We start from the raw sequence: 25,127 nt of genomic DNA, 5'->3' as shown, positions 1-25,127 counted from the left end.
TATAATTACGTACTGAAATACTCTGGCATACCGTTTTCAAATACAGCCCAGGAACAGCGATGAAGTGTAAAATCTGCAAAGCCGAGGCCGCAGTAGCCCTGCGCAGCCACAATGCCGCCTTTTGCCCCGACTGCTACAAGGACTTCTTTTCCCGCCAGGTAACCAGGGGCATTGAAGGACAGAAGCTTTTTACCCGTGACGAGCGTGTGCTCGTGGCCCTTTCCGGGGGCAAGGATTCCCTTGCCCTCATGCTCGAACTTTCCCGCCAGGGCTACAATGTCACGGGTCTGCACATTGACCTGGGCATTCCCGTATCCTCGGCCGCGGCGCGGGGCGTCGTGGAACGCTTTTGCGCCAAGCACGGCCTCAAGCTCATGATCAGGGAAATGGCCGCCGAAGGCCTTGCCATTCCTGCGGTCAAAGCGCGCCTGAACCGGCCCGTCTGCTCGGCCTGCGGCAAGATCAAGCGTCATTTTTTCAACAAGGTCGCGCTGGATGAGGGCTTTGACGCCCTGGCCACCGGACACAACCTTGATGACGAAGTGGCCCGTCTTTTCAGCAACACCCTGCGCTGGGACACGGCCTACCTTTCCGATCAGGGACCGCGCCTCGATAGCGAACACGGCTTTTCACGCAAGGTCAAACCACTGTGGCGGCTTACGGAATTTGAAACCGCCAACTATGCCTTTCTGATGGGCATAGAAAACCACTATGCGCCCTGTCCTTACAGCCCCGGGGCCAGCTTCACCACGCTCAAGGGGCTGCTGCAAAATCTTGAAGCCGCCATGCCCGGCCGCAAACTGGACTTTTATCAGGGTTTTCTGGCGCGGGGGCGGCCTGTTTTCGCACGGCGCGAAGCTGAAGAGGGGGTAACCCTTGCCCCCTGTACGCTGTGCGGCTATCCCACATCTTCGGGGGATACCTGCGGCGTCTGCCGCATACGCGCAGCCCTGAGCGGGGACAGTGCATAACGCACCAGAGCAATTTCACTTTATAACTGCCCTGACAGCTTCAAACAAAAATCCCGACCAGTGTTACATGGGCCGGGATTTTTTGCGCCTGAATGAAGGGGGGACATCCGTTATCACCCCTGCATGACAATGGATAGTGTGTGTGCTCCACAGTGGGGCCAAGCTGTTTTTTGGCTCAAATATGCGCATAACTACATATATTTGTTATATTAGATTCGAAGCGCCGACCTGGGCTAAGCTTTTTATGGTCAGAAGATGAAATACCCCGCCAGTAGGAAGAACTTTTCATCCGTATTGGGAACGGTGTTGGGACCGAAAAAGCCCTCACGGTATTTAAACCATGAGGGCTTGATTTTAATGGTGCGCCCGGCGAGATTCGAACTCACGACCTTTGGCTCCGGAGGCCGAATCCCTGTCGCGCCGACAGATGTAAAGAGGTATTCGAAAAATCCCGAAGAAGTCTAATCTCCATAACACCTTCTTCGGAGGAACTTATGACAGCCAACGAGGCCTTTGAAATCTACGCTGCCCTGCTCCTTGTTTCAACGCGCAACAAACAAATTGAGGTTGGGCGTTGGGCAAACCACATCGAACCGATTCTTGGGAATCATGAACTCAGTTCAATCACTTCCCTAAAAATTCTCTTATTTGAAAAACACCTTATTGGCAAGAAGCAGGCACCACAATCGATACATCACTGCTTGTCACTTTTACGTCGAGTGCTCAATCGCGCCTGCGAATGGGAGCTATACCCTGGCCCCGTTCCAAAATTCCACATGCCAAAATTTGATAACCGTAGAATACGGTTTCTGTCACCAACTGAAGCGGAAGCTGTGCTACTTGACCTAAAATCCCGTTCCGAGTTGTGGCATGATCTTGCGCTTTTTGCACTTTCAACCGGCTTGCGGAAGGGGGAACTTCTCGCATTAACACCAAGTCAAATTAATCTATCCGCCAACCTTTGTAGCGTTCTCGACTCAAAGAGCGGTAAGGGGCGATCAGTCCCGCTGCATCCAGAAGCATTAAAAGTTGCTCAAAAGTATCTCAAACAACCTAGTGCGACTCTTTTCACTGACAACGGGCATCGCATAAACCCACATTCAAAGCACTTTCACAACGCAGTAAAAGCTTGCGGTCTCAATCATGGAGTCATGGACCGCCGAGCCAGAGTCTGCTTCCATACATTGCGGCATACTTTCGCATCATGGCTTGTGCAGGCTGGCACACCACTAAGCCTTGTAGGTCAATTTTTGGGCCATTCCAACTATGAAATGACACTGCGCTATGCCCACCTAGCACCAGGGCAAGGGCAAAAAGCTATTCTGCAGTTACCCTTAATGAAGAGCAGAATGTCTGATTGTCTAAAAGTTGTCAACTCATAACCAAGAGGTGCCAAGGATCAGCATATTCATGCGATTTTGGGCGATTCTATAAAATTCCATACACAGACTCTACCATTCCATAAAATTCTTTAATATATTGCATAGATGCGTTGTAATCTGATAGAGTCTAACACAAAGCAAAGAAGGCAGGACAGGTAAAGTGGTACCACTTTACGTCCTGCCCCCTCAACCGCCGGGGGTGGCTTGCTTATTCGCCTTCGGCTCAACGCTAAAAGACAAGGAGCAAAAAACATGAAAGACAGCCAGAACAATGAACAGGATATTACAACGCAACACATTGAAAACATTGTTGAGATCGACGGCGGTAAGATGTTCACCACCTCGCTGATCGTCGCAGAGGCTTTCGAGAAGGAGCATAAGGACGTGCTCAAAGCTATCTCCAATCTGGAGTGCTCGAAGGAGTTCCATGAGCGCAATTTTGCGCCAATGGTCTATGAGGCGGAAATCGGCAGCGGAGCCAAGCGAGAGTTCCCCGCCTATCGCCTGACCCGAGACGGTTTCGCCTTCCTGGCAATGGGCTTTACGGGGAAGAAGGCGGCGGCATGGAAAGAGAAGTTTTTGGCAGCCTTCAATGCGATGGAAAAGGCGTTACGTCGTCAGGTCTTGCCGATTCCCCTGCCCCCGTTGAAACCGCAAGAAGAGGTGCTCATGCGCAAATGCAAACTTTTGCGCGGGTTCACTGCATACTGGGCTTTCGTGGAAAAGATTCCTCTGGTAATCGCCGAGTTCATCGTCTGCGCCCGGTTTCGGAAAAGTCATCTGAGTGAACTGACCGCGGAGCAGCAGAACGAGGCCTCCGAGTTTGTCTACTTTCTGATCAACCACCCGGCATATGCGGAAGATGGCCAGGACTCCGAACCGGAGCAGGTAATCATGCTGCGCAATATGCTTACGGCCTGCTCGCAGTTTAGACATACGTTGGACTGGGATCTTGAAAGGGATTTTGAAGATATGAGCGGCGTGTCCCTCAATGAGCTACCCTCATTATCACCTCACGCCATGCAAAAAATGCTTTCTCTGGCTGGCTGCCTGTTGCACAGGGTATTCCAGCGGACACGGGACTGGAACTACCTGCTAAAGATGGAAGAACAGGCCTGATGCAGAACACTCCCCAATCCACAAAACCCAGGCGCACAGAACAGATCAAGGCCTACGTAACTCCGGAAGAATTTACTCGTATCATGGAGTCCAGTGACCGGGCCGGGCTGAGTATGTCAGAGTTTGTCCGGCGCGTATGTCTGGGCTTTCGGGTGAAGAGCCGGGAGGATCAGCAGGCCCGGCGGGAACTGCTGAAGGTCAATGCCGACCTGGGGCGGCTGGGCGGCCTGCTCAAACAGGCCCTGGTCAGTGGGCACAAGGAACAGATTTACGGGCTACTGCATAAGATCGACCAGCTTCAGGCAAGCCTGAAGGCCAGAATCAGGGCATTATGATCAGCAAACGTATTTCCTGCGCCCCACAAAACGACAACTACGCCCGGCTGGCGGACTATATCGCCGCCGGGCATCATCATGATATGGAGCTGAGCGTTGGACAAAGATTCCATGATCCGCAGCGCCACGTTGAAGCAGGTCAAGGCATTGCCGGAAACCGCATGCGTCAGCTGTCCGAATGCCGTCTGGCATCTTATTCTCAAGGGAAAAAAAGAGGAGTTGCGAGCTTTCTGTCTGTTGATGCACGCACTGATCGACGAGCCGCTGACCGCGTGCGACGGGACACAGATTTTTCCAAAGATGTAAAGCCAGAAAAATGCCTTATGAACTGGTGTGCCGGATGTTGGGCCGGGGATGACTATGAGTTGGCCATCCGGGAAGTGGCCGATACCCAGGCGCTTAATACGCGCACCACGCAGGAGAAAACGTATCATATGATCGTCAGCTTTCATCCGGAGGATGAAACGAAGCTGACACCGGAGCTATTCAAAGTCATTGAGAAACGTTTTGCCCAGGCGTTGGGGCTTTCGGAACATCAGCGTCATTGCGGCGTCCATATCAATACCGAAAATATGCACATGCATATTGCCTACAATCTGATCCACCCGGAAAAACTGACGCGGGTGGAGCCCTGGCGGGACTATATCAAACGCGACAAGCTGTGCCGGGAACTGGAGAAAGAATACGGCCTTGTCATTGACAACGGTCGTGATCAGGCGCGGGAGAAAAGCCTTGGGGGGAAAGCTGCGGCCCTAGAGGCCCACACGGGTCGCCAGTCCTTTGAGGGTTACGTACGCGACCAGGGCGAGGTTATTTTAGCCATGCTGGAAAAAGCGCGAACCTGGGAAGACGTACACCAGGCCTTTGCAAGGCATGGCCTGGAGCTGAAGCGGCGCGGGGCCGGGCTTGTGGTCAAAAACCGACATGGACGGCATGTGGCCAAGGCCAGCGCCGCACATCGGGAGTTATCTTTGAAGAAGCTGGAAGCCCGGTTCGGAGCCTTCCAGGCATCCAGGGAGACAATGCCGGAAAGCGAACTGAGCTATGGCGCGGCTCCGTTGCAGAAAGCGCCAAACCGGAATCAGCTTTGGCAGGAGTTCCAGCAACAGTACATGAGGCGAAAATCTTCTCTGGAGGCTATCCGTCAGAAGTGGGCGGAAAAGCGCAAAGAGTTGGAGCACAGGCCCATAGCGCGCAGAACCAGAACAAATCTTATGAAATTGACCCGTCAATACGAGGCTGAAGAACTCCATGCTGCGCGCATGCAGGCGGGAGGAGGCAACTGGCTTGATTTTTTGCGGCAAGAGGCTACCAAAGGCGATGATGCCGCCCTGGCTGTCCTTCGGTCCAGGCAGGAAGAAGTTGCGCCGGAGACACTTCAGTTCGTCCATGAGCGGCAGCAAGCCCGTTCCGCCTATCTGGCCAGCAAGACCGCAGTTCTGGAGAAGACCGACCTTTCGGCCAGAGCAAAAAACCGTCTTGTCAGCATGGCACTGATGGACAGCCTGGCCAGTGGAGCCACTGCCAGGATCAGCAAGCACGGCAGCGTGATTTATACGCTGCCCACCGGCGGAAAGATTTGCGACACCGGGCGCAGTATCAGCTTCAGCCCCGAAGCCAGAGCAACGGCCCTGGCCTATATGTCGGCCAAGTGGAATGTGAAGAGTCGGTCCCTGGACAGAGCATCAGGAGATACCGTGTACACGCTGATAGGTGGACAGAAGGTTTATGAACGGAAGGGACAGGATATTTTTGAGCGGCCCGCCGTTATACGCCGCCATCATCAACTGGAGCGGGAGCGGAACCAGAGCATCGGACGATGAAAGAAAAAGAGGAGCGACCTTGCCGACTGGTTGGCCGTCTGCTCATTTCTTCTTCACAGAAAAGTCAGCGCACCAGTGAGTTATCCCTGTCCCTTTCCTGAGCCTTGCTTTGTCCCAAGGCCTGGGAGATATGCAGCATATGCTCTTTGTACACAGCCTTCAGACATTCCTGACGCCGCGAGAAGTAGAGCTTTTCCGCCGGAGTGGCATTTCCTTTGGCATAATCGGATAAACGCCTGCATTGGGTTTTAATCAGGCTTTCCATGACGGTATCCATGACGCGGGCTTTAGGCAGGTTCTCCGGCGCATAGGTAGCCTGGAAATCTTCCCTGGCCTTTTGGGGGTCGCAGCCGATTCGCCAGCGCTCCATGATTTGCTTATGGCCATTTTCCGATTTTTGGGCCAACTCTGTTTCATACACTCTGAAGTCACGCTGAACCGCAAGTTTTTCCATAGCCAGCAATGTGTCAAAATCCTTGGCCTTCAGCGCAAGGGCCATCTCTGAAGCTGTTTTTTGCAGGGCTTTCGCATATCGAATACCACTAGGACCTTGAAACAGCTCCTCTCTGATATTATCAGAGCGCTGAAGGAATTTGACAAAATTAAGAGGCAAGCCAGTTTTGACCATATTTTTCCACCGCTTTGGAAAGGTTAACACCTTCCTCTATCAATGCATCAAGCCCCATACATTCTTTCAAGGTTTGAAGGTATTCTGCGGGCATCGGCAGTGAGTCAAGTAAAGAATCTCCCTCTTCATCGCATCCCTGATCATACAAAGCCATTGCACGCTGTCTGACGGACTTTTCTTCTTCCTTGGAAAAATATTTCAAATTTGGTTCCCGCATTGCTTCCTCCAAGCGTAAAAACTCTTGACTGAACAAATATACGTGAAGGCCTGAAGCGCTACAAGTACCAGCTTAAGCAGGCAGCCGTATCCACTCCTTATATCTTGATTTTCCGCGCTCGGCAACGCTTTGCCAGCCAGCCCGCCCCCGGAACTGTTTGCGCTTGTAGGTCCCAAAATGCCGGATCTGAGGGGGCTGTTTCTGCGTGGGTACGGTTCGGCGGAAAAGCGCAAAGAGTTGGAGCACAGGCCCATAGCGCGCAGAACCAGAACAAATCTTATGAAATTGACCCGTCAATACGAGGCTGAAGAACTCCATGCTACACGCACGCAAGCGAAGGGAGGCAACTGGCTAGCATATCTATACTATAGCCTATTTAATTATACTTTTTAGTTTTATTAACTTTAATATCAATATGAATTCAATTTGATTTTTTCCTTTATAGTCATCTGCACTTGTTCTTGGCTACAACACAATGATTGAAGCAGTTTCTTTTGTTGTTCGTGCAGCATATTGCTGCTGAGCATTGAAAGCTGTGGGTAGCGATATATAATAAAATCAATAGATTGCTGCAGCTGCTTGACGGCTACGTGAGAAAATTTTTTAGCCATCAGAAGGAACGATGCGCTAAAAAACTGTTCTGCAAGGATTAGATGATGATCCTCTGTTTTTACCATCGCCGTTAATGTCGCGGCTTTCAGTATCGCTTGAATTGATTCTTCCAGAAGTTTCAGTGCGAACTGTGACGAGCTGGAGTGAATATCATACGCACTGCGAATAGTTCCAGCAGCATGTGCCAGCCATCCAAAAAATTTTCCTGCCTGGGGAAATTGGGGATTGTTTTTTAGCAATGTGCTGATCTTAAAGCGAAGCGCAGCGCTGTGAGCAAGTTGTTGTGATTTGAAATTTATCATGCTTGAACCGTGTTGTCGGTAAATGACCAGAGCATGGGGATTGATTCCAATGCGTTGTCCCTGAGTTGCACAACGCAACCAGTAATCATGATCCTCACAGGCTTTGAGGTCTGTATTGAAGAAACCGATTGCCTGCACAGCTTCTGCACGCAACATAAACGTGTGTATGGGCGAAACAGTGCTGTGACAAATATGCATATCAAGATGAGCGCATTTGAGGGGCCATAGATAACACGAATATTTTTCTGAATTATCTTTGTGTTGAACAGTCTGAAGACTCAGGCAGACACTGAGGTCTAGCTCTGGATGGGCCGTAAAGTTATCCAGCTGACTTGCCAGTGTTCCAGGGGTCAACAAGTCGTCAGCATCAAGAAAAACAAGATAATCACCGCGCGCTGCTCGGATACCAGTATTACGCGCTGCTGAAAGCCCCTGATTACTTTGGTGGATATAACGAATTTTGCCAGCGAAGCCTTGGGCAACTGCGGCAGTGTTGTCCGAAGAGCCGTCATCTACAATAATAATTTCAATGGGCTGTCCATTTTTTTGCTGATTCAACACACTATTGATAGCATCAGGTAAAAAATGGGCATAATTATAACAGGGGATAATAACTGAGATGAGAGGCATTAGAGGTGCCATTATTATTCCTTACTTTAGTTGATTTGATCAGAGTTCACCCTCCTAGCCTCGAAGCTGGAGGTTTTCTGCCAAGAGCCGAGTGTGGTCGCAAGAAATTATACCGATGCGTCCATATCGGCAGATAAGCTGTTCTTTTCCATGAGTGGGTATACGTTTCGGCGTATGCCCACTCATTCAATGCTGTTCGAATGAAGCGCTCTGCCTTGCCGTTGGTTTGTGGTCTATAAGGCCGTGTGCGTTTATGCGTTATCCCAAACTCACGGCAAGCGTCTCGAAATTTCCAAGACCTATAGCAAGCGCCATTGTCCGTCAGAATTCGTTCTACTTTGATGCCGTGCGAAGCATACCACGCGATGGCAAACCACAAAAACTCTATGGCAGATTCCGCCGTTTCATCCGGCAGTACTGCCGTATACGCGGCCCTGGAAGCGTCATCCACACATACATGTAAATATTCCCAACCTAGTCGACGCCGACGGACTTGCCGTGTCCCCGTCTTCCTATGACCAACTCCATCAATCTTGCCGAGACGCTTGATGTCCAGATGAAGCATCTGCCCCGGCTTCGCCCATTGATAACGCTGTACCGGCTCTTTTTCTTCCAAAGAAGAAAGCCGGGAGCAGCCGAGTCTGCGCAAGGCACGAAACACAGTGCTGCGGCACAGGCCAAGGCGTAATGCGATTGCGTCGCCAGTCTGTCGCTTTTTCCGCAACTCAAAAATTCTGGAAACGTCCAGCTCCGTCAGCCGATTTCTGCAATGTCGAGGCCGAGAAGAGGCGTCTGCTAAAGAAGCAAGACCTCCTTCACGGTATCGCTTCATCCATTTTCTGGCGGTTCGCAGGCTTACTCCAAATCCTGCCGCCACCGTAGCGGCAGGATTGTCCCGCATCCGCTGTATCATTTCTTCTCGACCTCTTGCGGTCAGTTTGGCATTCTTATGGCTGTTCACCTTCTCCCTCGATCGGTTTGCTGTTGTCTGTTAACTCCAGCTTTACCGACTTGGGGGAGGGTGAACAACCTATTGGAACACTACACCTAGGCCTTGGCTAAAAAATCGCGTCCCACAGTAAGCTGACCGATTTTGGCATGAAGTACCTGGAGCTGTTTTCCTTCCTGGCCTCTTCAGTCTTGATTTCTCCGGCAAAGATGCCCGCTGCCGACTCCTTGAGCTGCTTCACCCATTTATGGATCAGTGTCTGGTGGACGCCAAACTCGGCGCTGAGTTCGGCAACGTTTTTCTCGCCGGAAAGGGCGGGCAACGCCACCCTGGCCTTGAACGCCGGGGCATGGTTTTTTCTCTTGGATATAGGTACTCTCCTTTGCTGAATAACTAGCTATCATACCTGTCCAAATTTGGGGGAGCACTTCTCTTTGCCTTTAACGGTCAGTCGTGCGAGGCTTCTACAGCGCTTCATATCAGCCACGTTTGAGCAAATGACAATTCAATTTACTTAAAGGACCACAGATATAATGCGCATCCTGCTGATCGATAACTATGATTCGTTTACATACAACCTTGTTCAGTTGCTAAAAGGTTTATGTACAATCAGTGACAGCCTGTGCATCGCCAAAAATGACGAGCTTACAGATGAACTGGCAGACAAAGCCAATGCCGTTATTGTTTCTCCAGGCCCGGGGTTGCCGGAAGAAGCGGGAGGGCTCATGGACTTCTTGCGCCGTCATATGCATACTAAACCTATTCTTGGTATTTGCTTGGGGCACCAGGCATTAGCCCTTTGCTGCGGTGCGCAACTTGTTAATCTTCCAAAAGTTTTTCACGGCGTTGAGTCTACCATAAATATCAAGGAACAAAGCGGCCTGTTTTCCAACTTGCCCGCACAGATACAGGTCGGTCGGTACCACTCGTGGTGTGTGAGCAGAAATACCTTTCCCGCAGAGTTACGCATCACGGCAGAAGACAACAATGGACACATAATGGCTTTTTCCCACAGGCAGTACAATGTACACGGCGTCCAGTTTCATCCCGAATCTTTTCTGACCCCGCACGGGTGCCGCATGGTTTCAAACTTTTTGGCAAATCAATGATGTTTTACAGTGATATCAGCTTAGTACGAGAGTTGATTAACAAAGCATCCCCCGAGGGGCGTCCCTACCTGTTTGCTGTTAATTTTGAGGGGGATGAAGCACTATTCATTGAGAATCCCCTGCATCAACAGGCCATAGGATTCTGCACGCCCTCAGCGGGCAACAAAAAAACACGCCACACAAAAGACCAGAAAGGTGACATCGCACCTGAGCCGTTGCCCCCTGAGCTGTACAAGCGCAAATGGGATATTGTGCAAAAGGCACTTCTGCGAGGCGATACCTATCTAACAAATCTTACGGTGCGCACCCCTATACATTGCACAACTTCGCTTGAATCCATCTTTTTACAGAGCAGTTCGCCCTATCAGCTCTACATTCCGGAACGATTTGTCTGCTTTTCTCCAGAGCGTTTTGTTAAAATCAGTTCTACCGGGCGTATTTTCACAAACCCGATGAAGGGAACCATAGACGCGGCGCTGCCAAATGCCGAGCAGTCGCTTCTCGATGATATAAAAGAGACTGAAGAACATAACACCATTGTTGATCTATTGCGAAATGACATCAGCATGTGGGCTGATGACGTACATATAAAACGCTTCAGATATGTAGAAAAGATTACAACAAATGCGGGGGAGCTTTTTCAGGCCAGCTCAGAGATTGAGGGGCAGCTTCTTTTTCAGAAGCGGGGGGGGGGTTACGGCGCGCAGCAACTGGAAGAACGAATATCAGGAAACACTGCAGAAAATTTATTTACCATTGTGAGAACAATATGTTTTTTGAAACCATTAAAGTGTTCGACGGCAACATAATAAATCTTGACCTGCACATGGCAAGATTAACAAAGACCGTGCAACATTTTTTTCCAGACTGCCCCCCTCCTGTGTTCTCCATAAGCGTTCCCCCAATGTATAAAAATGGCCTGTACCGTTGCCGTGTAACGTATTCTCAAAAAATAGAGAGTGTTGAATTTATCCCATACGTGCGCCGACAGATCACAACCCTCGCGCTGATTGAGGCTCCAGCCATAAGCTACGGCTGGAAATCCTGCGACAGGTCAGCGCTTGAAGCGTTAAAAAAAGCATCCGGCCACGATGGAATAATTATTGTAAAAAACGGAGCCATCACCGATACGACTTTTTCAAATCTGGTATTTGAAAGTGACGCAGGGCTTTTTACACCAACAACTTTTCTTCTGCCGGGCGTACAACGATCAAATCTGGTAAACAAAGGAATTGTACGTGAAACCACTATTACTGTTGATGACCTTTACAACTATCGTCGTGTTTTTCTGATCAATGCCATGCTTGATCTGGATGATGCAATTTCATTTACAATAATCACCCAAAAAAACACAGAAAATTCGCATTCGCCTTCATTACACACATTTTCATTTTTGCCAGATTTACCTTGAACAAGGATGATGCTCGCCCAGGCAGAAGTGCCCCCCAAAATTCGGACAGGTATGATAGCTACTCACCTACACAAGGAGTACTACCGTGTCCAAGCGAAAGAACCATGCCCCGGCATTTAAGGCCAGAGTGGCCCTAGTCGTCCTTTCCGGAGAAAAAACCATTACTGAACTCAGCGCCGAGTTTGGCGTCCACCAGACGCTGATCCATAAATGGGTGAAGCAGCTCAAAGAGTCCGCGTCGGGCATCTTTGCCGGAGAAATCAAGACTGAAGAGGCCAGGAAGGAAAACAGCTCTACAGCTAGAGCTTAACAACGTCGCCAACCTGTCCAACTAAACCGGACCACCTCAACAACTTTCTGCGGCCACATTCAGCTCTTGGCAGAAAACCTCCAGCTTCGAGGCTAGGAGGGTGAACAACGCGTTGATACTCTACACCTAGATACTTGCGACCGGGAAGTGATGACCTATTCCGCGCATTGTTGACCAGTCCGACACATACCCAGAACTATTTGTGCTTGTCGGCCTTTCAAATTTTCTTAGGCAAACAGATAGTTAAAGTATACTTGTAACCTCACTAGGCCTTGAGCTTGCTACACATCAGCAAGCTGGTTCATCATGGCGTCGGATTTTTCTATGGCCAGTTCAAAAGACTTCGAGACTATGTTCTCTGGCAGACAAAGCACTCTGGCCAGTTTGTTTGCGCGGGTAAAATCCAGAAGCTCCATGGCTACGGCAAGGGCAAGGTAGTCGGCATACATGCCGGGTTCGCCCCGAAGAGATCTCTTGATTTCATCACTCAGGGGCAATTCTCTAAGGAGGGTGTTCATGGGCATGCCTAGTATGGCCTCAAGGGTTGAAAACATGCCCACAAGAAATAGACTCTCATTTTTTGATGCGGTAAAGTTTGAAGCGACGCCCAGCTCACCCAGAAAATGTGCGCGCTGCAACGCCATACGGAGAATTTCAGGATTGGCATCGGGGCTGAGCATGTCTGCATACAGCATGAGGCGTAGCCAGTACTTTGCTTTTATTACGCCTAGCAGGATCAACGCCTGACGAATGGAAGTAATTTTATTACTGAACGAAAAAGTCGTGGAATTAATATATCTTAATAACCTGTAGCTGAGCGAAACATCAGATTGTACTATAGCAAGGATGCTCCTTATATCTGGCGTGTCTTTTTCAGTTTCAGCAGCCAGCTTGAGACGCACCGCCGTAAAGCTCGTAAACCTCTTGCCTCGTAGTATCTGAGGTTTTGCAAAATAGTAGCCCTGAAAAAAAGAAAAACCATGCTTTCGGAGCGCTAAAAAATACGCCTCAGATTCCACTTTTTCAGCCAGAAAGTGGCATTTAGTGCCTGAAAACCGCTTTTTTATATCTATGACCTCGGCGACAGAGTGTCCCAAACAATCAAGCTTGATAATATCAATATACGGGAAGATATCCTTATAACTGGGGTCTCCTACAAAATCATCAAGGGCAATCATGTAACCTTCTGCCTTTAATTCCCTGAGGCGCTCCACCAGTTTTGGAGTGACAGGGACATTTTCCAGAATTTCGATAACTGTTTTCTGGGGAGGCAGCGCCAGTGGAAAGCGCTGGAAAATCAGTTTTTCAGTGAAATTGATGCATAGTTTGATGTTGTCGGGGAGTCCCGATGTGGCACGTAAAAATCCACCAGAGGCTACCAGCATGGTGGCCGCATCGGGATTATCAATTATTGCCGCATGTTCAGAAAGCCCAGTGCGAAAAAGCAGCTCAAAGGCCCAAAGCTTACCGGAATGGTCAAAAATAGGTTGGCGTGCAACAAAAAAATCTTTGAGCATACCTATCTCATCCCGTTACTTAGGTAGCTGGTAATCTCTTATTTGGAGGATTACCAACTACCTAATCAAGTAGAAGCTGGACAATTATGCATTTTTCAGATTCTGAATAATGCTAGTGAGTTCTTGTGCCTGGATAGCCAAATCTGATACAGCCCTGGCCGCTTCATGCATGGCATCCGCAGTTTGCCCTGCCATGTCATTCACCTGGATAATTGACTGGTTGATTTCCTCACTGGCAGCGGATTGTTCTTCACTGGCTGTGGCAATGGCCTGTACCTGATCTGCTGTGACATCAACCGTGGCCACAATTTCCTGGAGAGCCTGACCGGACAGCCCGGCAAGCTCTGTAGCCTGGCTTACCTGTTCCATGGCATCATCCATACTGATCATGCTTTTTTCAGTACTGTCTTGTATGGCAGCAATGGCACTACTGACATCCGTTGTAGAGGCCATAGTTTTTTCAGCCAGCTTGCGGACTTCATCAGCAACAACAGCAAAACCACGCCCGGCTTCTCCCGCTCGGGCAGCTTCAATTGCTGCGTTCAAGGCCAACAAATTTGTCTGGTCAGCAATATCAGAAATGACCCCCATTATTCTGGTAATATTTTGCGCATGCCCATGGAGCTGACTCATATCTTCTTTAAGTCGGGAAGAAATATGGCGAACGCCTTCAATGCTCTGCAAGGACTGATCTACAATAGAAGCGCCATGCTGTGCTTTTTCCCTGGTTTCTGCCGAAGCGCTTGAGGCTGCAGCGGCATTTCTTGCGACCTCTTGCACCGTAGCATTCATTTCATTCATGGCGGTAGCTGCCTCGGAAAGACGTTGTGCAGATTCCCCGGCACCACGATCAGATTGTTCAATCTGGGCCGCGAGTTCTGCGGAGGCTGAAGAAATGACACTTCCTGCCTGCTCCAGCCGATCTGCCACTTGTAACATTGTTTCAGTCTTCTTTTGAGCTTCCTTGCTTGCAGCTTCGGCTTGCATCATCGAAGCCTGAGCTTTAGCTGACTGCTCTTTGGCATTTTCTGATTCTTGTTCAGCATGTTCAATATGCTGCTTCAGCGCTATAACCATTTCTACAATGGAACCGTAGATGCCTTTCTTTATACTATCATCATCAATTGCGTAATCACCATCAACTACTCTTTGCGCAATGATAGCCAGCTCGCCAGGATCCTTACCCAGTTGGGTATTAACAGAACGAATAATTAGGCTGGCCATTATCGCGCTTATGAAAAATCCGACTACCGTCAGGCTGATGGCCAAAATACGAGAAAAGTGTCCAGTCTCATCAATAGCTTCCAAAGCACTTTTTGTGCCCTGAACATTCAAATTCACTATTGTTTCATATACTTTTCTCAACTTTTCATACAATGGACGGTATTCTGTATTAAAAATTTGTCTCGCTTCCTCATGCCGTCCTTCTTTGATAAGAGAAAAAATGTGTGCTCTTAATTGGATAAAGAGGGGAGAAAGTTTTTCAATCTCATCTAATAGACGCATGTCTTCAGGATCAATTTCTTCATCTGCTTCTAATATTTTTTTATAAATAGCACGATTTGACTCGACGACTTGCAATCTTTCCTTGATGTATTCTTCGTAAAATTTAACAATATTATTATCATTTTCACCTATACTACCGGACACAGCAAATCTAATGCGTGCCAATTCAGTATTCATTGTCATGATTGCAACTAAAGATGGATTCCATGACCCATTAATATAGCTGACGTCTTTTTCAATTTTTAGCAAATTGTTGATTGTGATACCTGACGATATAATTAGTATTAATAAAATTCCTGAAAATGCACAAATTAGTTTTGTTCTCAATTTCAAGTTACCCATAACGCCCTCCAACGGTGTTTTTGTATTTTTTAAGTTTTCTTTGGCAAAAATACAAAAAACAGCTAGAACGCGTTATCAGCACGCTCTAGCTGAACAAATGCCAGCACCGCGCCTAAAGCGCGGTCATACAGTGTCAAGAGAGAGAGAGAGAGAGAGAGAGAGAGAGAGAGAGAGAGAGATGCAAAAAATGTGCAAAAAATGAACAACCTGCATCTCGATTAATATTTTTTGCTTCTAACATATTGAATCTCAATTGATTTGTATTTTTCCGAGCTAGCCCTGAGAATTAAAGGCTCTATTTAGTCAGCATTGCAATTCTAATCTTATTCCTAGCTAAATAATTTTCTATCCTTTTATCGGAGTAAATAAAAGATCTATTACCCTTGTGACCCAACATTTTTGCGCAACCTAGACGCACGAAATCCCAAAGCCAGCTAGATTACAGCCGGGCGCGCATGAGATACCGCACGGCCGTGTTTACAGGACGGTTTTCATCAGCTGTAGGGACAACGCGGCTGGCATCAAAGCCCCATGATGTCCCTTGTCCGTTGCCTCCTGACCCTCTATCTCCAGAGTTCCATGAATAAAATGGGCCACTACCCCACCCGCCTTTCCAGCCAATGGCATGCCCACCAAATGTTCCAGTTATATTTCGTATTGCATCTCCCTGCTGGACGCCGAGCGCTGCGCTATTGCCACCCAGACCGCGTAGGAACAAGCCTCTCAGATCCGGCACCTGCGGCCCTACAACCGCAAACAGTTCCGGGTAAACTGACTGTGATATGGATTGTCCGTTACATTCCAGCCAGTTGTCCATATCGTCCGGATTCGTCGCAACTGGCCATGAAATGATGGTTCCAACCGGGACGCCGCCAGAGCCTTTGGCCTTTACAGCGACCTTTGTGGGGTCAAAGCTGGTGGAGTCGGCACCAAGCGCAGGTTGAAAAGCCAACAGCAGGAAAAAAAACAGAATCAGCGGGTAGGCGCGATTTTTTTGCATCTGGAACCTCTAGAGGAATGGGCTGGCCAAACGCCAGCCCATGTAAGATTACTTGCTCAGGGTTTCCACGATATGGGCCACATGCGCGCAAGCCTCAGCCTTCAGGAAAAACGTAACTTCGGCGTCATCGCCTTTTTCCCCCTTGGGCAGCTTCAAACCCGAGAGGGTCAGATCATCAGCCAGGGTAAAGGGCAGTTCCTGCTCCCCGTTCACAGCAAGCAAAGCCATTTTGGTGATCCGCAGACCTTCTTCCAGAGCCGTCGCCACGGCTCCCTGATTGTTGACAACAGCGACGTGGGCCTTGTTTTCTTGCTGTTCCGGCGTAGCCAGCGTCACGGAGTAGCCATTGGCGCTGACTTCAGTGCCGCCATCCACGGAAATACTTTTCTGGAACACCTTGGCGAACAGAGTGGCCATATCTGTCTTGGGCGATATGGGAAAGGGAGTGACACCAAAGGTTTTGTTAAACAACTCCAGCAGGATGGTCAGGACCCCATCTGAAGCCGTGGAGACATAGAAACGCTGCGCGTCCAAATCCCAGATGCAGTCAGTCAGGGACGGAATGAAATCGGTCTTGGAAGTGACCATAGCTATAATGGCCTCTTTCAATTCTCTCTTACGTTTGCCCGACACCTTGCCGTCGCTGTCGGCCTCCTCCTTGAGGGCTTCCGCCAGGCGTATTTTGATAGCCGCACTGGAGGGCTTGCGTTCGTCGATTCGCAAAGAAAAAGCCATGAATCGGCCGAAGTTGATGCCGAAGCTGAAATCCAGGTCAAGCGGATCACCGAGGCCGACCCAGCCGATGCGTTTGCCATCAGGGCCGGGAGCAGGCCTAAAGGCGTATTTCCGCAATTTGTCAAAGTCAGGTTCTTTGGCTTGGGCCTCAAAAATTTTCATTGCCGTGCTGGAACTCATGAAACCGGACATACTCTCTCCAATCATAAAGGAATCATCTCTTCCGCAATAGCAAGTAGGTTTTGTTTGCGGTGAGATTTTTCCGGTGGCAGATTGACAAGATTGTGAAAACGCATGGGGTCAACTTCGAGAACCTTGTTGAATACGTTTTCATTTCCCAATGAAACAATAAATTCAATGCTCTTTATACAATGCAATGATTTGTATCGGATTGTCACAAGCTGGACAGACTGCGTATTGAACCATTTCATCCCCATTTTTCTGATACCAGGGAGACTGTTTGCCGGTATCTCGCTCAAACTGCTCTTTTTCGATAAGCTTGATAGGTTGCAGTCCTGTTTTCAGCTTGTAAACGTGCATGTCTACTCCCTTTTATGCTGCAAATGATTCCGAACGTCCGGGATAAAAGCGTAACGTCTGCTTGCCGACACCCACCAGTCATCTGGGAATGGGGGAACATATCCCATGTGTTCCGCGACAACCAGACACTCAAGGATTTTTGTCAACCCTATGGAAAACTCATGCGCATTATCTTTCATACCAAAAACCAGAGGTTCGTCGCAATGCGGACAAAGTACTTCTTCATGCGCCCCGTCCTGAATGGCAACACTGTTTTCAAACATTGCTGAAAGACGTTTTTTTTTCACATTACCCTCCTACTTCGTTTTGACGGGATTTTCATAGTCTGGCGTACCGTCATCCTTTCCCCAATAACTTTGCCGGCAACGGGGGTAACCAGAACAGTTGAATTTTTTGTAAGGCTTGCCCGCCCGACTTGTGCCTTCAAACAACGCCAGAGGCTTGCCACATTTTTTGCATTTGTGTTCGGACAGCGCCGGAAGTTCATGGACAACGGGCTGACCGTTCACATTGGCATATTTCGCGCCGCACTCCTTGCCGGAGCAGACGAAGAAGTCATATTGGCCGGAACCATTTTTTTTCGTACCCTTGAGATGCTGAAGAGGCTTGCCGCACTTTTCGCACAAGAAGTCCGTCAGATCGCTGGTCCCCTTTTCCCGTTTGGGACCAGGCCGGCCGTTGTCATCGGCAAAAGTAGCTCCGCAGACCTTGCAACCCCAGAAATTCCAGCCTTTTTCCCTGGAGTAGATATGACGGAACTGCTCTCGATCACCGCAGGCCGGACAAGGGACGGTATGCGCCTGGACGAACTTGTCCAGTTCTTCCATGAGCTGGGTGTGAAACACGCCGATGCACTCCGCATAACCGACTTTACCTCCGGCCACGTCATCAAGGCGTTCTTCCATATGGCTGGTGAAATCCAGGTCCAGAAAGCCGAATGCACCCACCAGGGCGTCCACCAATTTTTCCCCGCGCGGCGTGGGTACAAGAAAACCTTTTTCTTCTTTCACATAGGCTCGTGACGTGATGTTTTCCAGAATGGCGGCATAGGTGGCCGGCCGGCCGATACCACGCTTTTCCATTTCTCGGATCAGCGAGGCCTCGGAGAAACGGGAGGCGGGTTTTGTCTTTTTCGTCTTCACTTCGCCCTGGATAGCCGTTGCCTGGCATCCGACCTTGAGGTCCGGTACGGCGTTGTCAGGCTCCACCTCTTCCGCGTCGGCCAGGGAAGCGTCCGCAGCCATGGCCACCTTCCAGCCTTGTTCCCGAAGCGTCCGGCCTTTGGCCTCGAACACGGCCTTTCTGCCGTCCACGTCGCCGGCGAGCCGAGCCACGCGCACGTCAAAGACGGCATCCGCAAGCTGGCTGGCCAACGTCCGGATGCGGATCAGCCGGTACAGGGCTTTCTCATCGTCAGTTTCTCCGGCCTCTTCCACGTCCACATGCGTGGGACGAATGGCCTCATGTGCCTCCTGTGCGCCGGACTTACTCTTCCAGGTGCGCGGCATGGCCGACAAGGGCCAGCCCTGTGCGTCGCAATAAGCCCGGATTTCGGTAATGGCGCTTTCGCTCAAGTTGGGGCTGTCCGTGCGCATGTAGGTAATATGCCCGGCCTCATAGAGTTTCTGCGCCAGCTCCATGGTCTTCTTGGGCTTGAATTTGAGCGCATTGCTGGATGCCTGCTGCAAGGAAGAAGTTGTGAAAGGCGCAGGCGGCGGTGTGCGGCTTTCCTTCTCTTCGCAGGAGAGAATATCCAGAGTCCGCAGAGTGGCTATCTTCCCGGCAGCGGTCTGGTCCAGGAAATATTCCTGCCCCTCTTCCAGCCAGCCTTCCTTGGGCAGCCAGGCCGCCTTCCAGCCATTGGAAATATTTTCCACGGCTTCAAACAGCAGTTCCACCCCGTAATGGGTGGTAGAGACAAAGGACCGGATCCCCCGTTCCCGCTCCACCACAAGCCGGACAGCCGGGCTTTGCACCCGCCCCGCGGACATTTTTTCTTCCTGTACCGCCCGGCCCAGAGGCCCGGAAACCTTGTAGCCGCACAAACGGTCAAGAGCTCGACGCGCTTCCTGGGCGTGGACGAGGTTCATGTCGATGTCGCGCGGATTGTCCAAGCCGGCCCGGACATCCTGGGGAGTGATAGCCGTATAGGTCACGCGCTTGTAGGTCCTGAGTCCCAGCGCATCCTTCAGATGCCAGGAAATGGCTTCTCCTTCCCGGTCCGGGTCAGATGCCAGAAACACTGCCTCAGCTCCCCTGGCCAGAACGGCCAGCTTTTTGAGTACATCCGGCTTGGTTTCCGTGTATCGGAGAGTGAAATCCGGTGGCTCCAGACCATAGCCTTGGTTTGGCAGATCGCGCACATGCCCGCAGCTGGCGGCAACGCGCCATTCCGATCCTAAAATGTCCTGCAATTTTTTGATCTTGCCGGGACTTTCCACAATCAGCAGCTTCATCGGCTCAACTCCCTGTCCTGATTCCTGCCGCGCTCCATGCCGACCTGCCGCCGGACGGCCTCAAGGCCGCGCGTCATGTGTAGATCATTGAAGTCGGTCAGGCCCTGGGCCTTTTCCTTATCGGTGAACGTGGGAACCTTGATCTTGGCGTTGACCTTTTGCGCCGCCTGTCTGGCCTTTTCCACCCCCACATTGTAGGGATTGCCGTCCCTCTTCATGGAGTGATCATTATCCGCGCAGATGGTGATGGCGATGTTGGAAAACTTGTTGCGGATGGCTTCCGCCACGGAAATCAGGTTGCCGGAGTCAAAGGCGACCGCTACGGGCTTGCCCGTGGCCATGTACAGGGAAGCGCCGGTGGCGTAACCTTCACAGAGGACAATCTCTCCTTGAAACAGATCCTTGCCTTCAGCACCGATCAGGTGAAAATTGCCTTTTTTCTCAATGCCTGTTGCAAAGGCCTTCTGCCCATCCGGCGCGATGGCTTGAAAACCACGTAATTCACCGTCGATGTTCCGCAGAGGAACGATCAGGTTGCCCTGATCTTCCCTGAGGCCGAAGGCTTCTACGCCCTTTTTCTCCAGATAGGGAGACGAAGCGGCCGGGCTGAAGCTGTCCCACATGCCCTGACAACGCCGGGCGGCGACATCATGCGCTCTGGCGCGTTCCGCTTCCGCCGCCTGGAGCCGTGCTACCCGTTCACGCTGCTGACGTTCCCGTTCCGACGGCGAAAGTACGATGCCGGTAGCCACGAGCTTCACCTTCTCGCCGGTAACGTGGTTTTGCGCCCAGCCGGCGGGGACGCCGTCGCCGTGGAGGCAATACGCCCCGTCAAGGCCGCGACCGTTTTTGGAAAGCAAGGGGACTCTGTGCGTTTTGCCGTCCAGTTCCGGGAGCTGGCCTTTGAGATCGAGGCCCATGCCCGCCAGCTTGCATGCGAACTCTTCCTGAGGAGAAAGGGTTTGCACCGATGTAATGACTTTGGCATCCGCAAAAGCCTGTTCAAGCGGCGTCATGAAACGCCGCAAAGGCACAAGATCCGTGCCTTTCGGCACGTACCACTGCTTTTCTTTACCATCCCATCTGGCCCCCAAAGCTTTAGCAGCTTCTTTTTCCTTGTAAGGAACATGAAGATAGGTTTTGGCCAATGCAGGATCCTGAACGGGAGCGCCGGAAGGCGCAGCCATGCCGATGGCGTCCGTTCCGTGCTCCACACTCTGCTCATGAGTCTTTTTCTTTTGCATTTCCAACCCCAGAACATAATCGCGGATATGTTCCGCATCCCGGCAGGCACGCATAATTTCCAGCGGATCATCCCTGAGTGCCTTGACCCAGGACTTCACATAGGCAGCATGTTGACCGGGATCGTGTCCTACCCCAATGTCCTGACCCACCATCCATGAACTGATTTCCGCACGCAGTTCTTCCTTGGCATAAGTGGCTGAACCAAAGGGGCCAAACTCCCGGTTCATACGATATGGATGGCCGGTCCAGTGTCCCAGCTCATGCAGGGCCGAGGCATAGTATTTTTCGCCCTGATCAAAACTACCCTTGGGTGGCAGGTGAATTTCATCGTTCAACGGACGATAAAAAGCCCGGTCATGTTGATCATGTTTGATGACAGCACCGGATTTGGCCAACACTGCCTCAGCCTTTTCCTGGGGATCCCATGCAAAGGCTTTTTCGTGTTCCGGAAGCGGAGGGAAACTCTCCACCTGCTGCGCGTTGAACACGCGCGCCATGCGCATGATAGGCCGTTCCAGCGACACGGTTTCACGCACAGGCTTGCCGTCTTCACCCAGGACCGGCTGTTTATTCTCATCCAGCTTGTCCTGTTCCTTTGTGAACTGGTAATAGACCACAGCCGTGGAACGGCTGCCCGCCTTGATACGGTAGCCAGCGTCATTAGCCTGTCTCAGCGTCATCCAGCGCGGATCTTCATAGCCGGCCATCGCCAGATGCAGACGATTCACACCCTTGTAGACCGTGCCGGAAAGAGGATTACGCGGCGCAAGGTTCTGGGCCGGCGTCCAGGGCTTCTGCCAGGGAGCCGTACCTTCCTCCAGCATTTTGATGACCTTGCCGGCGAACTCTTCATGGAACGGGATCCGCTCTTTCTTATCCCCGGCCATCTTCCCCCCCTTCCGCCGCAAGAAGGGCGTCGTCCAGAATATCCTTCAGCGTCAGGGCGTCTTCCGAGAAAGCGCCCATGCCTTCCGCCAGTTCAGGATCAAGAGGCACGGCCAGATCGTCCTGGGCCTGGTTGAAGGCATCCGTGGCCGCAGCGTTCAGTTCTTCCTTGTTCATGACATCCTCCAGGGCTGAAGATATCCACTTCAGAAGTTGATTATTAATCGTTGCGAGAATACCGTCCTGTTCCCGATCATCCGCTGCGATACCCAAATCATGGTTACGCAGGGCAGCAATAAGATCGGACCACAGCAGCGGCCTGTTTTCTTCCTCACATTGCCACATCAGGCGGGATAACATATTGTGAAGCAGTTCCCTTGCCTGCTGCGTCCAATAATCATCCCCGCTTTCCCTGAAAACTTCGTCCATAAACAGCGCAATATCCTCTTGCTCATGGGCGGTTCCAATGCGGATGAAAGACATCTGGTCACGATTTTTTCCCGCCATATACAGAGTTCTCCACTGGTTAAGGTTCAAAGGTGCATACGAGATCTACCCTGACCATACCGGCCAGAGGGATGAGTCCGAAGAAACGACTGTCAAAGCTGCCCGGATGGCCGGACAGCGCCAGAGCCATGCCGCCGGGAATTTCGCCGGCGCGCAGTGCGCTTGCCGGCAATGGCCGTCCCATAGAATCTTCGTGCCGGATCGGAACGGGCCAGGTACTGGCCGATCCGGAAACTGGCTCGACCTGTATGCCGTCAGGCGTCGCCGTGACAGTATCGCCGGGCAGGCCGGCCAGACGTTTGAGTAAAGGTTGAAGTCCAGAAGGACAGAAGCCCGCCCCAAGGTAGCCGCGCTCTCTGGCCAGAGATGTCCAGACCGGAGACTCCAGGCAAAAGGCGACGAGATCGCCGCGCTCCGGAGCGCCGGGCGCGATGCGGTAAATGCCTTTGGGCAGGGATGGCGTCGGATTGAAACGGAACCCCGCACGATGCAGCAGCGGCAAAAGCAGGAAGAAAGCGGTAACCACGGCCAACAGTGCCTTCATGGCCGCTCCTCCAGAAAACTCTCGAAGCTGGCGGGCCGAACCTGCGTCGGCACATCCGGCATTTTTTCCTCCTGGGGTGTTCCCGCTGGCGAAAACAACTCCGTAGGGCGGGGAAAATACAGGGAATCCGTGATGCCGGCGGGATACTTTTCTGAAACGCCCGGTGCGGGCATTCTGGAGCGTTGCGAGAACGTGGGATCCTTGAAATAGAGGATCTGCATCCCATAAATAGGGTACTGGCCTGCGGTGAATATCAGCATATGACCTGGCTTGGTGATCTTGCCATCAGCGTCCTTTTCCGCGCCGGGAAGACGGCCGCATTCATCCGGGGTCAGCAGGGGCCGGGCCGTCTCTACCATGTTGATGGAGCGGGTACGCCCGCCCTTGCCGATGGAAATGGAAGTTTTCTTCTCCACCACCGTAGTGTTGCCGGCCATCTTGGAAAGCAGTTCCGCTGTGTCCGGATCATTCGGCGCATAGGCAATACGCACATGGCAGTTGCCAAAAATTGCATTGTCCTTGCCGTATACCTCGTTGAGTTGCTTCACGTCTTGGACTATGATGTACAGCTTGACGCCGTAACCGGCCATGTAGGCAATAGCTTTCTCCAGAATGGGCAGTTTCCCCAGGCTGGTAAGCTCATCCAGCATCAGCAGGAGCCGATGCAGATAGCCGACCTTGCTCGCGCCGTCGGCAAATTCCATCTTGGCGCAGACGCGGCGGATAATCAGATCCAGCATAAGGCGCATCAGCGGCCGCACCCGGTCTATACCGTCCGGTGGAGCCACCAGATAGAGATCCACCGGATTTTCGTCATTCATGAGATCATGGATGTGAAAATCCGACCGGGCCGTGTTGATATTGATAATCGGGTCACGGTAGATGGCCATGTTTACCAAAGCCGACGAAAGAACGCCGGAGGCCTCATTTTTCGCCTTGGAGGACATTTCCCGCGCAGAACTGGCAATGAAGATATGGCAGGCGTCGCCCACGCGCACGTCAGCGTCCGGGGCGAACTCCCGGAACAGCTCCGCGTGATCCGTGGCCATCATCTCATCCAGCAGCTCCGCAGAGGTACGATCCGGATCAGACATCATGATGGTCAATTCCTGGAGCGTGGGCATGCGGCCCTCTTTATGCCGCACCATGACGCAGCAATGCAGGATCAGCCCGGAGAAAAAGGCAAAGGCCGCCTTGGTCCAGTGGTCCGCCATGCCCTTGCCGTCAGGATCCACCAGCATCAGCGCCATGTTCTGCACGTCCTGCACGGCTTCCAGTTTGGTCAGGCGGATTTCATCCAGGGGATTGAAGGCGCAACCGGAACCCGACGAGTCCGCAGGCGCAAAGCGCAGCACTGTATGCCCCTGAGATTTACGCCAGCCGGATGTCAGCGCCCAGTTTTCCCCCTTGATGTCCAGCGTCAGGCTGGAGCCTGGCCAGGACAGCAGAGTAGGCAGGATCAGGCCCACGCCTTTGCCGGAACGCGTGGGCGCGAAGCAGATAACATGTTCCGGGCCGTTATGCCGGAGATAAAGCAGCTCATCATCCGGCTTACCTAAAAGTCTCCGAATCAGCAGGGCTATCCCGACATATCTTTTGAACCAGCCGCCCACATAGACGCCCTTGCCCTCGAAATAGCCCATGCGCTTGATCTCGTTTTCCCGCGCCCAGCGCGCCGAACCATGCAGATATTGATTCCCCCTGAGCCGACGGAAGGTCACTGTGCAAAGCATGGCAAAGAGCAAGGGCAGGATGAAAAAGGCCTGTCCGACGGCCATGGCCCTGTCCATAACCGTCGGGGAAATGCCTTCCCAGGTGAAGATGCTCCAGGGCGCGTAAATCGGAATGCCGAAAAGATGAAACCACGGCTGCCCCAGAGCAGACTGGAAGCCATAGTCCGAAGCCGCCTTCAGCGTGGCCATGCTCATGCCCAGAAGCGCCAGCGCCGGCAGCAGGAGCAGCAGCCACCAAGGCGCGGCTTTGCGCCTGAGCGTTGATTCCTGAAGTCCGTATTCCTGTTGCGCCATGATGGAGTTCTCCTGTGGCAAACGG

General features: G+C 51.5%; 26 protein-coding genes. 9 read left to right on the top strand and 17 right to left on the bottom strand.

Going from position 1 to position 25,127, the window contains the following annotated elements; all coding sequences use genetic code 11:
- The first annotated feature begins 59 nt into the window (after window positions 1-59).
- On the top strand, window positions 60-971 hold the full coding sequence (locus ACZ495_RS12495; protein WP_015939278.1) for a PP-loop family protein: 912 nt from the start codon (window positions 60-62) through the stop codon (window positions 969-971).
- A 248-nt stretch (window positions 972-1,219) separates the two neighbouring features.
- Here the strand turns inward: ACZ495_RS12495 and ACZ495_RS12490 are convergent, their stop codons facing one another.
- Window positions 1,220-1,357 (bottom strand): hypothetical protein, encoded by a 138-nt coding sequence (locus ACZ495_RS12490; protein ID WP_464262363.1) that lies wholly within the window; start codon window positions 1,355-1,357, stop codon window positions 1,220-1,222.
- Between the two features lie 108 nt (window positions 1,358-1,465).
- Here ACZ495_RS12490 and ACZ495_RS12485 point away from each other — a divergent pair, with 108 nt between their 5' ends.
- The 4 genes from ACZ495_RS12485 to traI all read left to right on the top strand — a co-directional run bounded on the left by ACZ495_RS12485 (window position 1,466) and on the right by traI (window position 5,630).
- Window positions 1,466-2,353, top strand: coding sequence for a tyrosine-type recombinase/integrase (locus ACZ495_RS12485; RefSeq protein WP_407845226.1), 888 nt, complete (start codon window positions 1,466-1,468; stop codon window positions 2,351-2,353).
- Window positions 2,354-2,605: 252 nt separating this feature from the next.
- Window positions 2,606-3,472, top strand: coding sequence for a Rha family transcriptional regulator (locus ACZ495_RS12480; RefSeq protein WP_464262362.1), 867 nt, complete (start codon window positions 2,606-2,608; stop codon window positions 3,470-3,472).
- The gene (locus ACZ495_RS12475; RefSeq protein WP_407845224.1) at window positions 3,472-3,807 is read left to right on the top strand and encodes a plasmid mobilization protein; all 336 of its coding nucleotides are present in this window, start codon (window positions 3,472-3,474) and stop codon (window positions 3,805-3,807) included. Before ACZ495_RS12480 ends, ACZ495_RS12475 begins: the two co-directional genes overlap by 1 nt.
- Complete coding sequence (gene traI, locus ACZ495_RS12470; RefSeq protein ID WP_464262361.1) at window positions 3,804-5,630, top strand: TraI/MobA(P) family conjugative relaxase; 1,827 nt, start codon at window positions 3,804-3,806, stop codon at window positions 5,628-5,630. Before ACZ495_RS12475 ends, traI begins: the two co-directional genes overlap by 4 nt.
- 64 nt (window positions 5,631-5,694) lie before the next feature.
- Here the strand turns inward: traI and ACZ495_RS12465 are convergent, their stop codons facing one another.
- The 5 genes from ACZ495_RS12465 to ACZ495_RS12445 form a co-directional block, all read right to left on the bottom strand.
- On the bottom strand, window positions 5,695-6,258 hold the full coding sequence (locus ACZ495_RS12465) for a hypothetical protein (protein WP_143142630.1): 564 nt from the start codon (window positions 6,256-6,258) through the stop codon (window positions 5,695-5,697).
- Complete coding sequence (locus ACZ495_RS12460) at window positions 6,233-6,475, bottom strand: hypothetical protein (RefSeq protein ID WP_072312122.1); 243 nt, start codon at window positions 6,473-6,475, stop codon at window positions 6,233-6,235. The genes ACZ495_RS12465 and ACZ495_RS12460 overlap by 26 nt, the downstream gene beginning before the upstream one ends.
- 410 nt (window positions 6,476-6,885) lie before the next feature.
- Window positions 6,886-8,031: a glycosyltransferase family 2 protein gene (locus tag ACZ495_RS12455; RefSeq protein WP_464262360.1), complete on the bottom strand. Its 1,146-nt coding sequence runs from the start codon at window positions 8,029-8,031 to the stop codon at window positions 6,886-6,888.
- Window positions 8,032-8,065: 34 nt separating this feature from the next.
- A complete protein-coding gene (locus tag ACZ495_RS12450) occupies window positions 8,066-8,980 on the bottom strand; it encodes an IS481 family transposase (RefSeq protein ID WP_464262359.1) in 915 nt (304 codons plus the stop codon).
- A 97-nt stretch (window positions 8,981-9,077) separates the two neighbouring features.
- Window positions 9,078-9,290, bottom strand: coding sequence for a transposase (locus ACZ495_RS12445; RefSeq protein ID WP_407845220.1), 213 nt, complete (start codon window positions 9,288-9,290; stop codon window positions 9,078-9,080).
- Window positions 9,291-9,501: 211 nt separating this feature from the next.
- Here ACZ495_RS12445 and ACZ495_RS12440 point away from each other — a divergent pair, with 211 nt between their 5' ends.
- The 4 genes from ACZ495_RS12440 (at window position 9,502) to ACZ495_RS12425 (ending at window position 11,798) form a co-directional block, all read left to right on the top strand.
- Window positions 9,502-10,077: an anthranilate synthase component II gene (locus tag ACZ495_RS12440; RefSeq protein WP_407845219.1), complete on the top strand. Its 576-nt coding sequence runs from the start codon at window positions 9,502-9,504 to the stop codon at window positions 10,075-10,077.
- On the top strand, window positions 10,074-10,886 hold the full coding sequence (locus ACZ495_RS12435) for a chorismate-binding protein (RefSeq protein WP_464262358.1): 813 nt from the start codon (window positions 10,074-10,076) through the stop codon (window positions 10,884-10,886). Before ACZ495_RS12440 ends, ACZ495_RS12435 begins: the two co-directional genes overlap by 4 nt.
- On the top strand, window positions 10,847-11,488 hold the full coding sequence (locus ACZ495_RS12430) for an aminotransferase class IV (RefSeq protein ID WP_464262357.1): 642 nt from the start codon (window positions 10,847-10,849) through the stop codon (window positions 11,486-11,488). Before ACZ495_RS12435 ends, ACZ495_RS12430 begins: the two co-directional genes overlap by 40 nt.
- A gap of 85 nt (window positions 11,489-11,573) precedes the next feature.
- Window positions 11,574-11,798, top strand: a complete 225-nt coding sequence (locus ACZ495_RS12425) for a transposase (protein ID WP_464262356.1) — start codon at window positions 11,574-11,576, stop codon at window positions 11,796-11,798.
- Between the two features lie 281 nt (window positions 11,799-12,079).
- On the opposite strand, the gene ACZ495_RS12420 is transcribed toward ACZ495_RS12425, so the two are convergent.
- The 11 genes from ACZ495_RS12420 to ACZ495_RS12370 form a co-directional block, all read right to left on the bottom strand.
- Window positions 12,080-13,315: an EAL and HDOD domain-containing protein gene (locus tag ACZ495_RS12420; protein ID WP_464262355.1), complete on the bottom strand. Its 1,236-nt coding sequence runs from the start codon at window positions 13,313-13,315 to the stop codon at window positions 12,080-12,082.
- An 84-nt stretch (window positions 13,316-13,399) separates the two neighbouring features.
- Complete coding sequence (locus ACZ495_RS12415; protein WP_464262354.1) at window positions 13,400-15,163, bottom strand: HAMP domain-containing methyl-accepting chemotaxis protein; 1,764 nt, start codon at window positions 15,161-15,163, stop codon at window positions 13,400-13,402.
- 439 nt (window positions 15,164-15,602) lie between these two features.
- Window positions 15,603-16,163 carry a phage tail protein gene (locus ACZ495_RS12410; protein WP_407845213.1) on the bottom strand — a complete coding sequence of 187 codons (561 nt, stop codon included), beginning with the start codon at window positions 16,161-16,163 and terminating at the stop codon, window positions 15,603-15,605.
- Between the two features lie 48 nt (window positions 16,164-16,211).
- Window positions 16,212-17,090 (bottom strand): recombination-associated protein RdgC, encoded by an 879-nt coding sequence (gene rdgC, locus ACZ495_RS12405; protein WP_072312426.1) that lies wholly within the window; start codon window positions 17,088-17,090, stop codon window positions 16,212-16,214.
- Window positions 17,091-17,252: 162 nt separating this feature from the next.
- Window positions 17,253-17,438, bottom strand: a complete 186-nt coding sequence (locus tag ACZ495_RS12400; protein ID WP_464262353.1) for a hypothetical protein — start codon at window positions 17,436-17,438, stop codon at window positions 17,253-17,255.
- 2 nt (window positions 17,439-17,440) lie between these two features.
- The gene (locus tag ACZ495_RS12395; RefSeq protein WP_464262352.1) at window positions 17,441-17,725 is read right to left on the bottom strand and encodes an XRE family transcriptional regulator; all 285 of its coding nucleotides are present in this window, start codon (window positions 17,723-17,725) and stop codon (window positions 17,441-17,443) included.
- A gap of 9 nt (window positions 17,726-17,734) precedes the next feature.
- Window positions 17,735-19,894: a type I DNA topoisomerase gene (gene topA, locus ACZ495_RS12390; RefSeq protein ID WP_464262351.1), complete on the bottom strand. Its 2,160-nt coding sequence runs from the start codon at window positions 19,892-19,894 to the stop codon at window positions 17,735-17,737.
- Window positions 19,891-22,026 carry a zincin-like metallopeptidase domain-containing protein gene (locus ACZ495_RS12385; protein ID WP_464262350.1) on the bottom strand — a complete coding sequence of 712 codons (2,136 nt, stop codon included), beginning with the start codon at window positions 22,024-22,026 and terminating at the stop codon, window positions 19,891-19,893. Before ACZ495_RS12385 ends, topA begins: the two co-directional genes overlap by 4 nt.
- Window positions 22,013-22,507: a hypothetical protein gene (locus ACZ495_RS12380; RefSeq protein ID WP_464262349.1), complete on the bottom strand. Its 495-nt coding sequence runs from the start codon at window positions 22,505-22,507 to the stop codon at window positions 22,013-22,015. Before ACZ495_RS12380 ends, ACZ495_RS12385 begins: the two co-directional genes overlap by 14 nt.
- A 43-nt stretch (window positions 22,508-22,550) precedes the next feature.
- A complete protein-coding gene (gene traF, locus ACZ495_RS12375) occupies window positions 22,551-23,075 on the bottom strand; it encodes a conjugative transfer signal peptidase TraF (RefSeq protein ID WP_072312422.1) in 525 nt (174 codons plus the stop codon).
- Window positions 23,072-25,102, bottom strand: a complete 2,031-nt coding sequence (locus tag ACZ495_RS12370; protein ID WP_464262348.1) for a type IV secretory system conjugative DNA transfer family protein — start codon at window positions 25,100-25,102, stop codon at window positions 23,072-23,074. Before ACZ495_RS12370 ends, traF begins: the two co-directional genes overlap by 4 nt.
- Window positions 25,103-25,127: the final 25 nt, after the last annotated feature.

It is taken from the genome of Desulfovibrio sp. GTC20076, assembly GCF_055385905.1.
The sequence above is the reverse complement of the archived record's forward strand: the minus strand, read 5'-3'. Positions and strand labels throughout refer to the sequence as shown.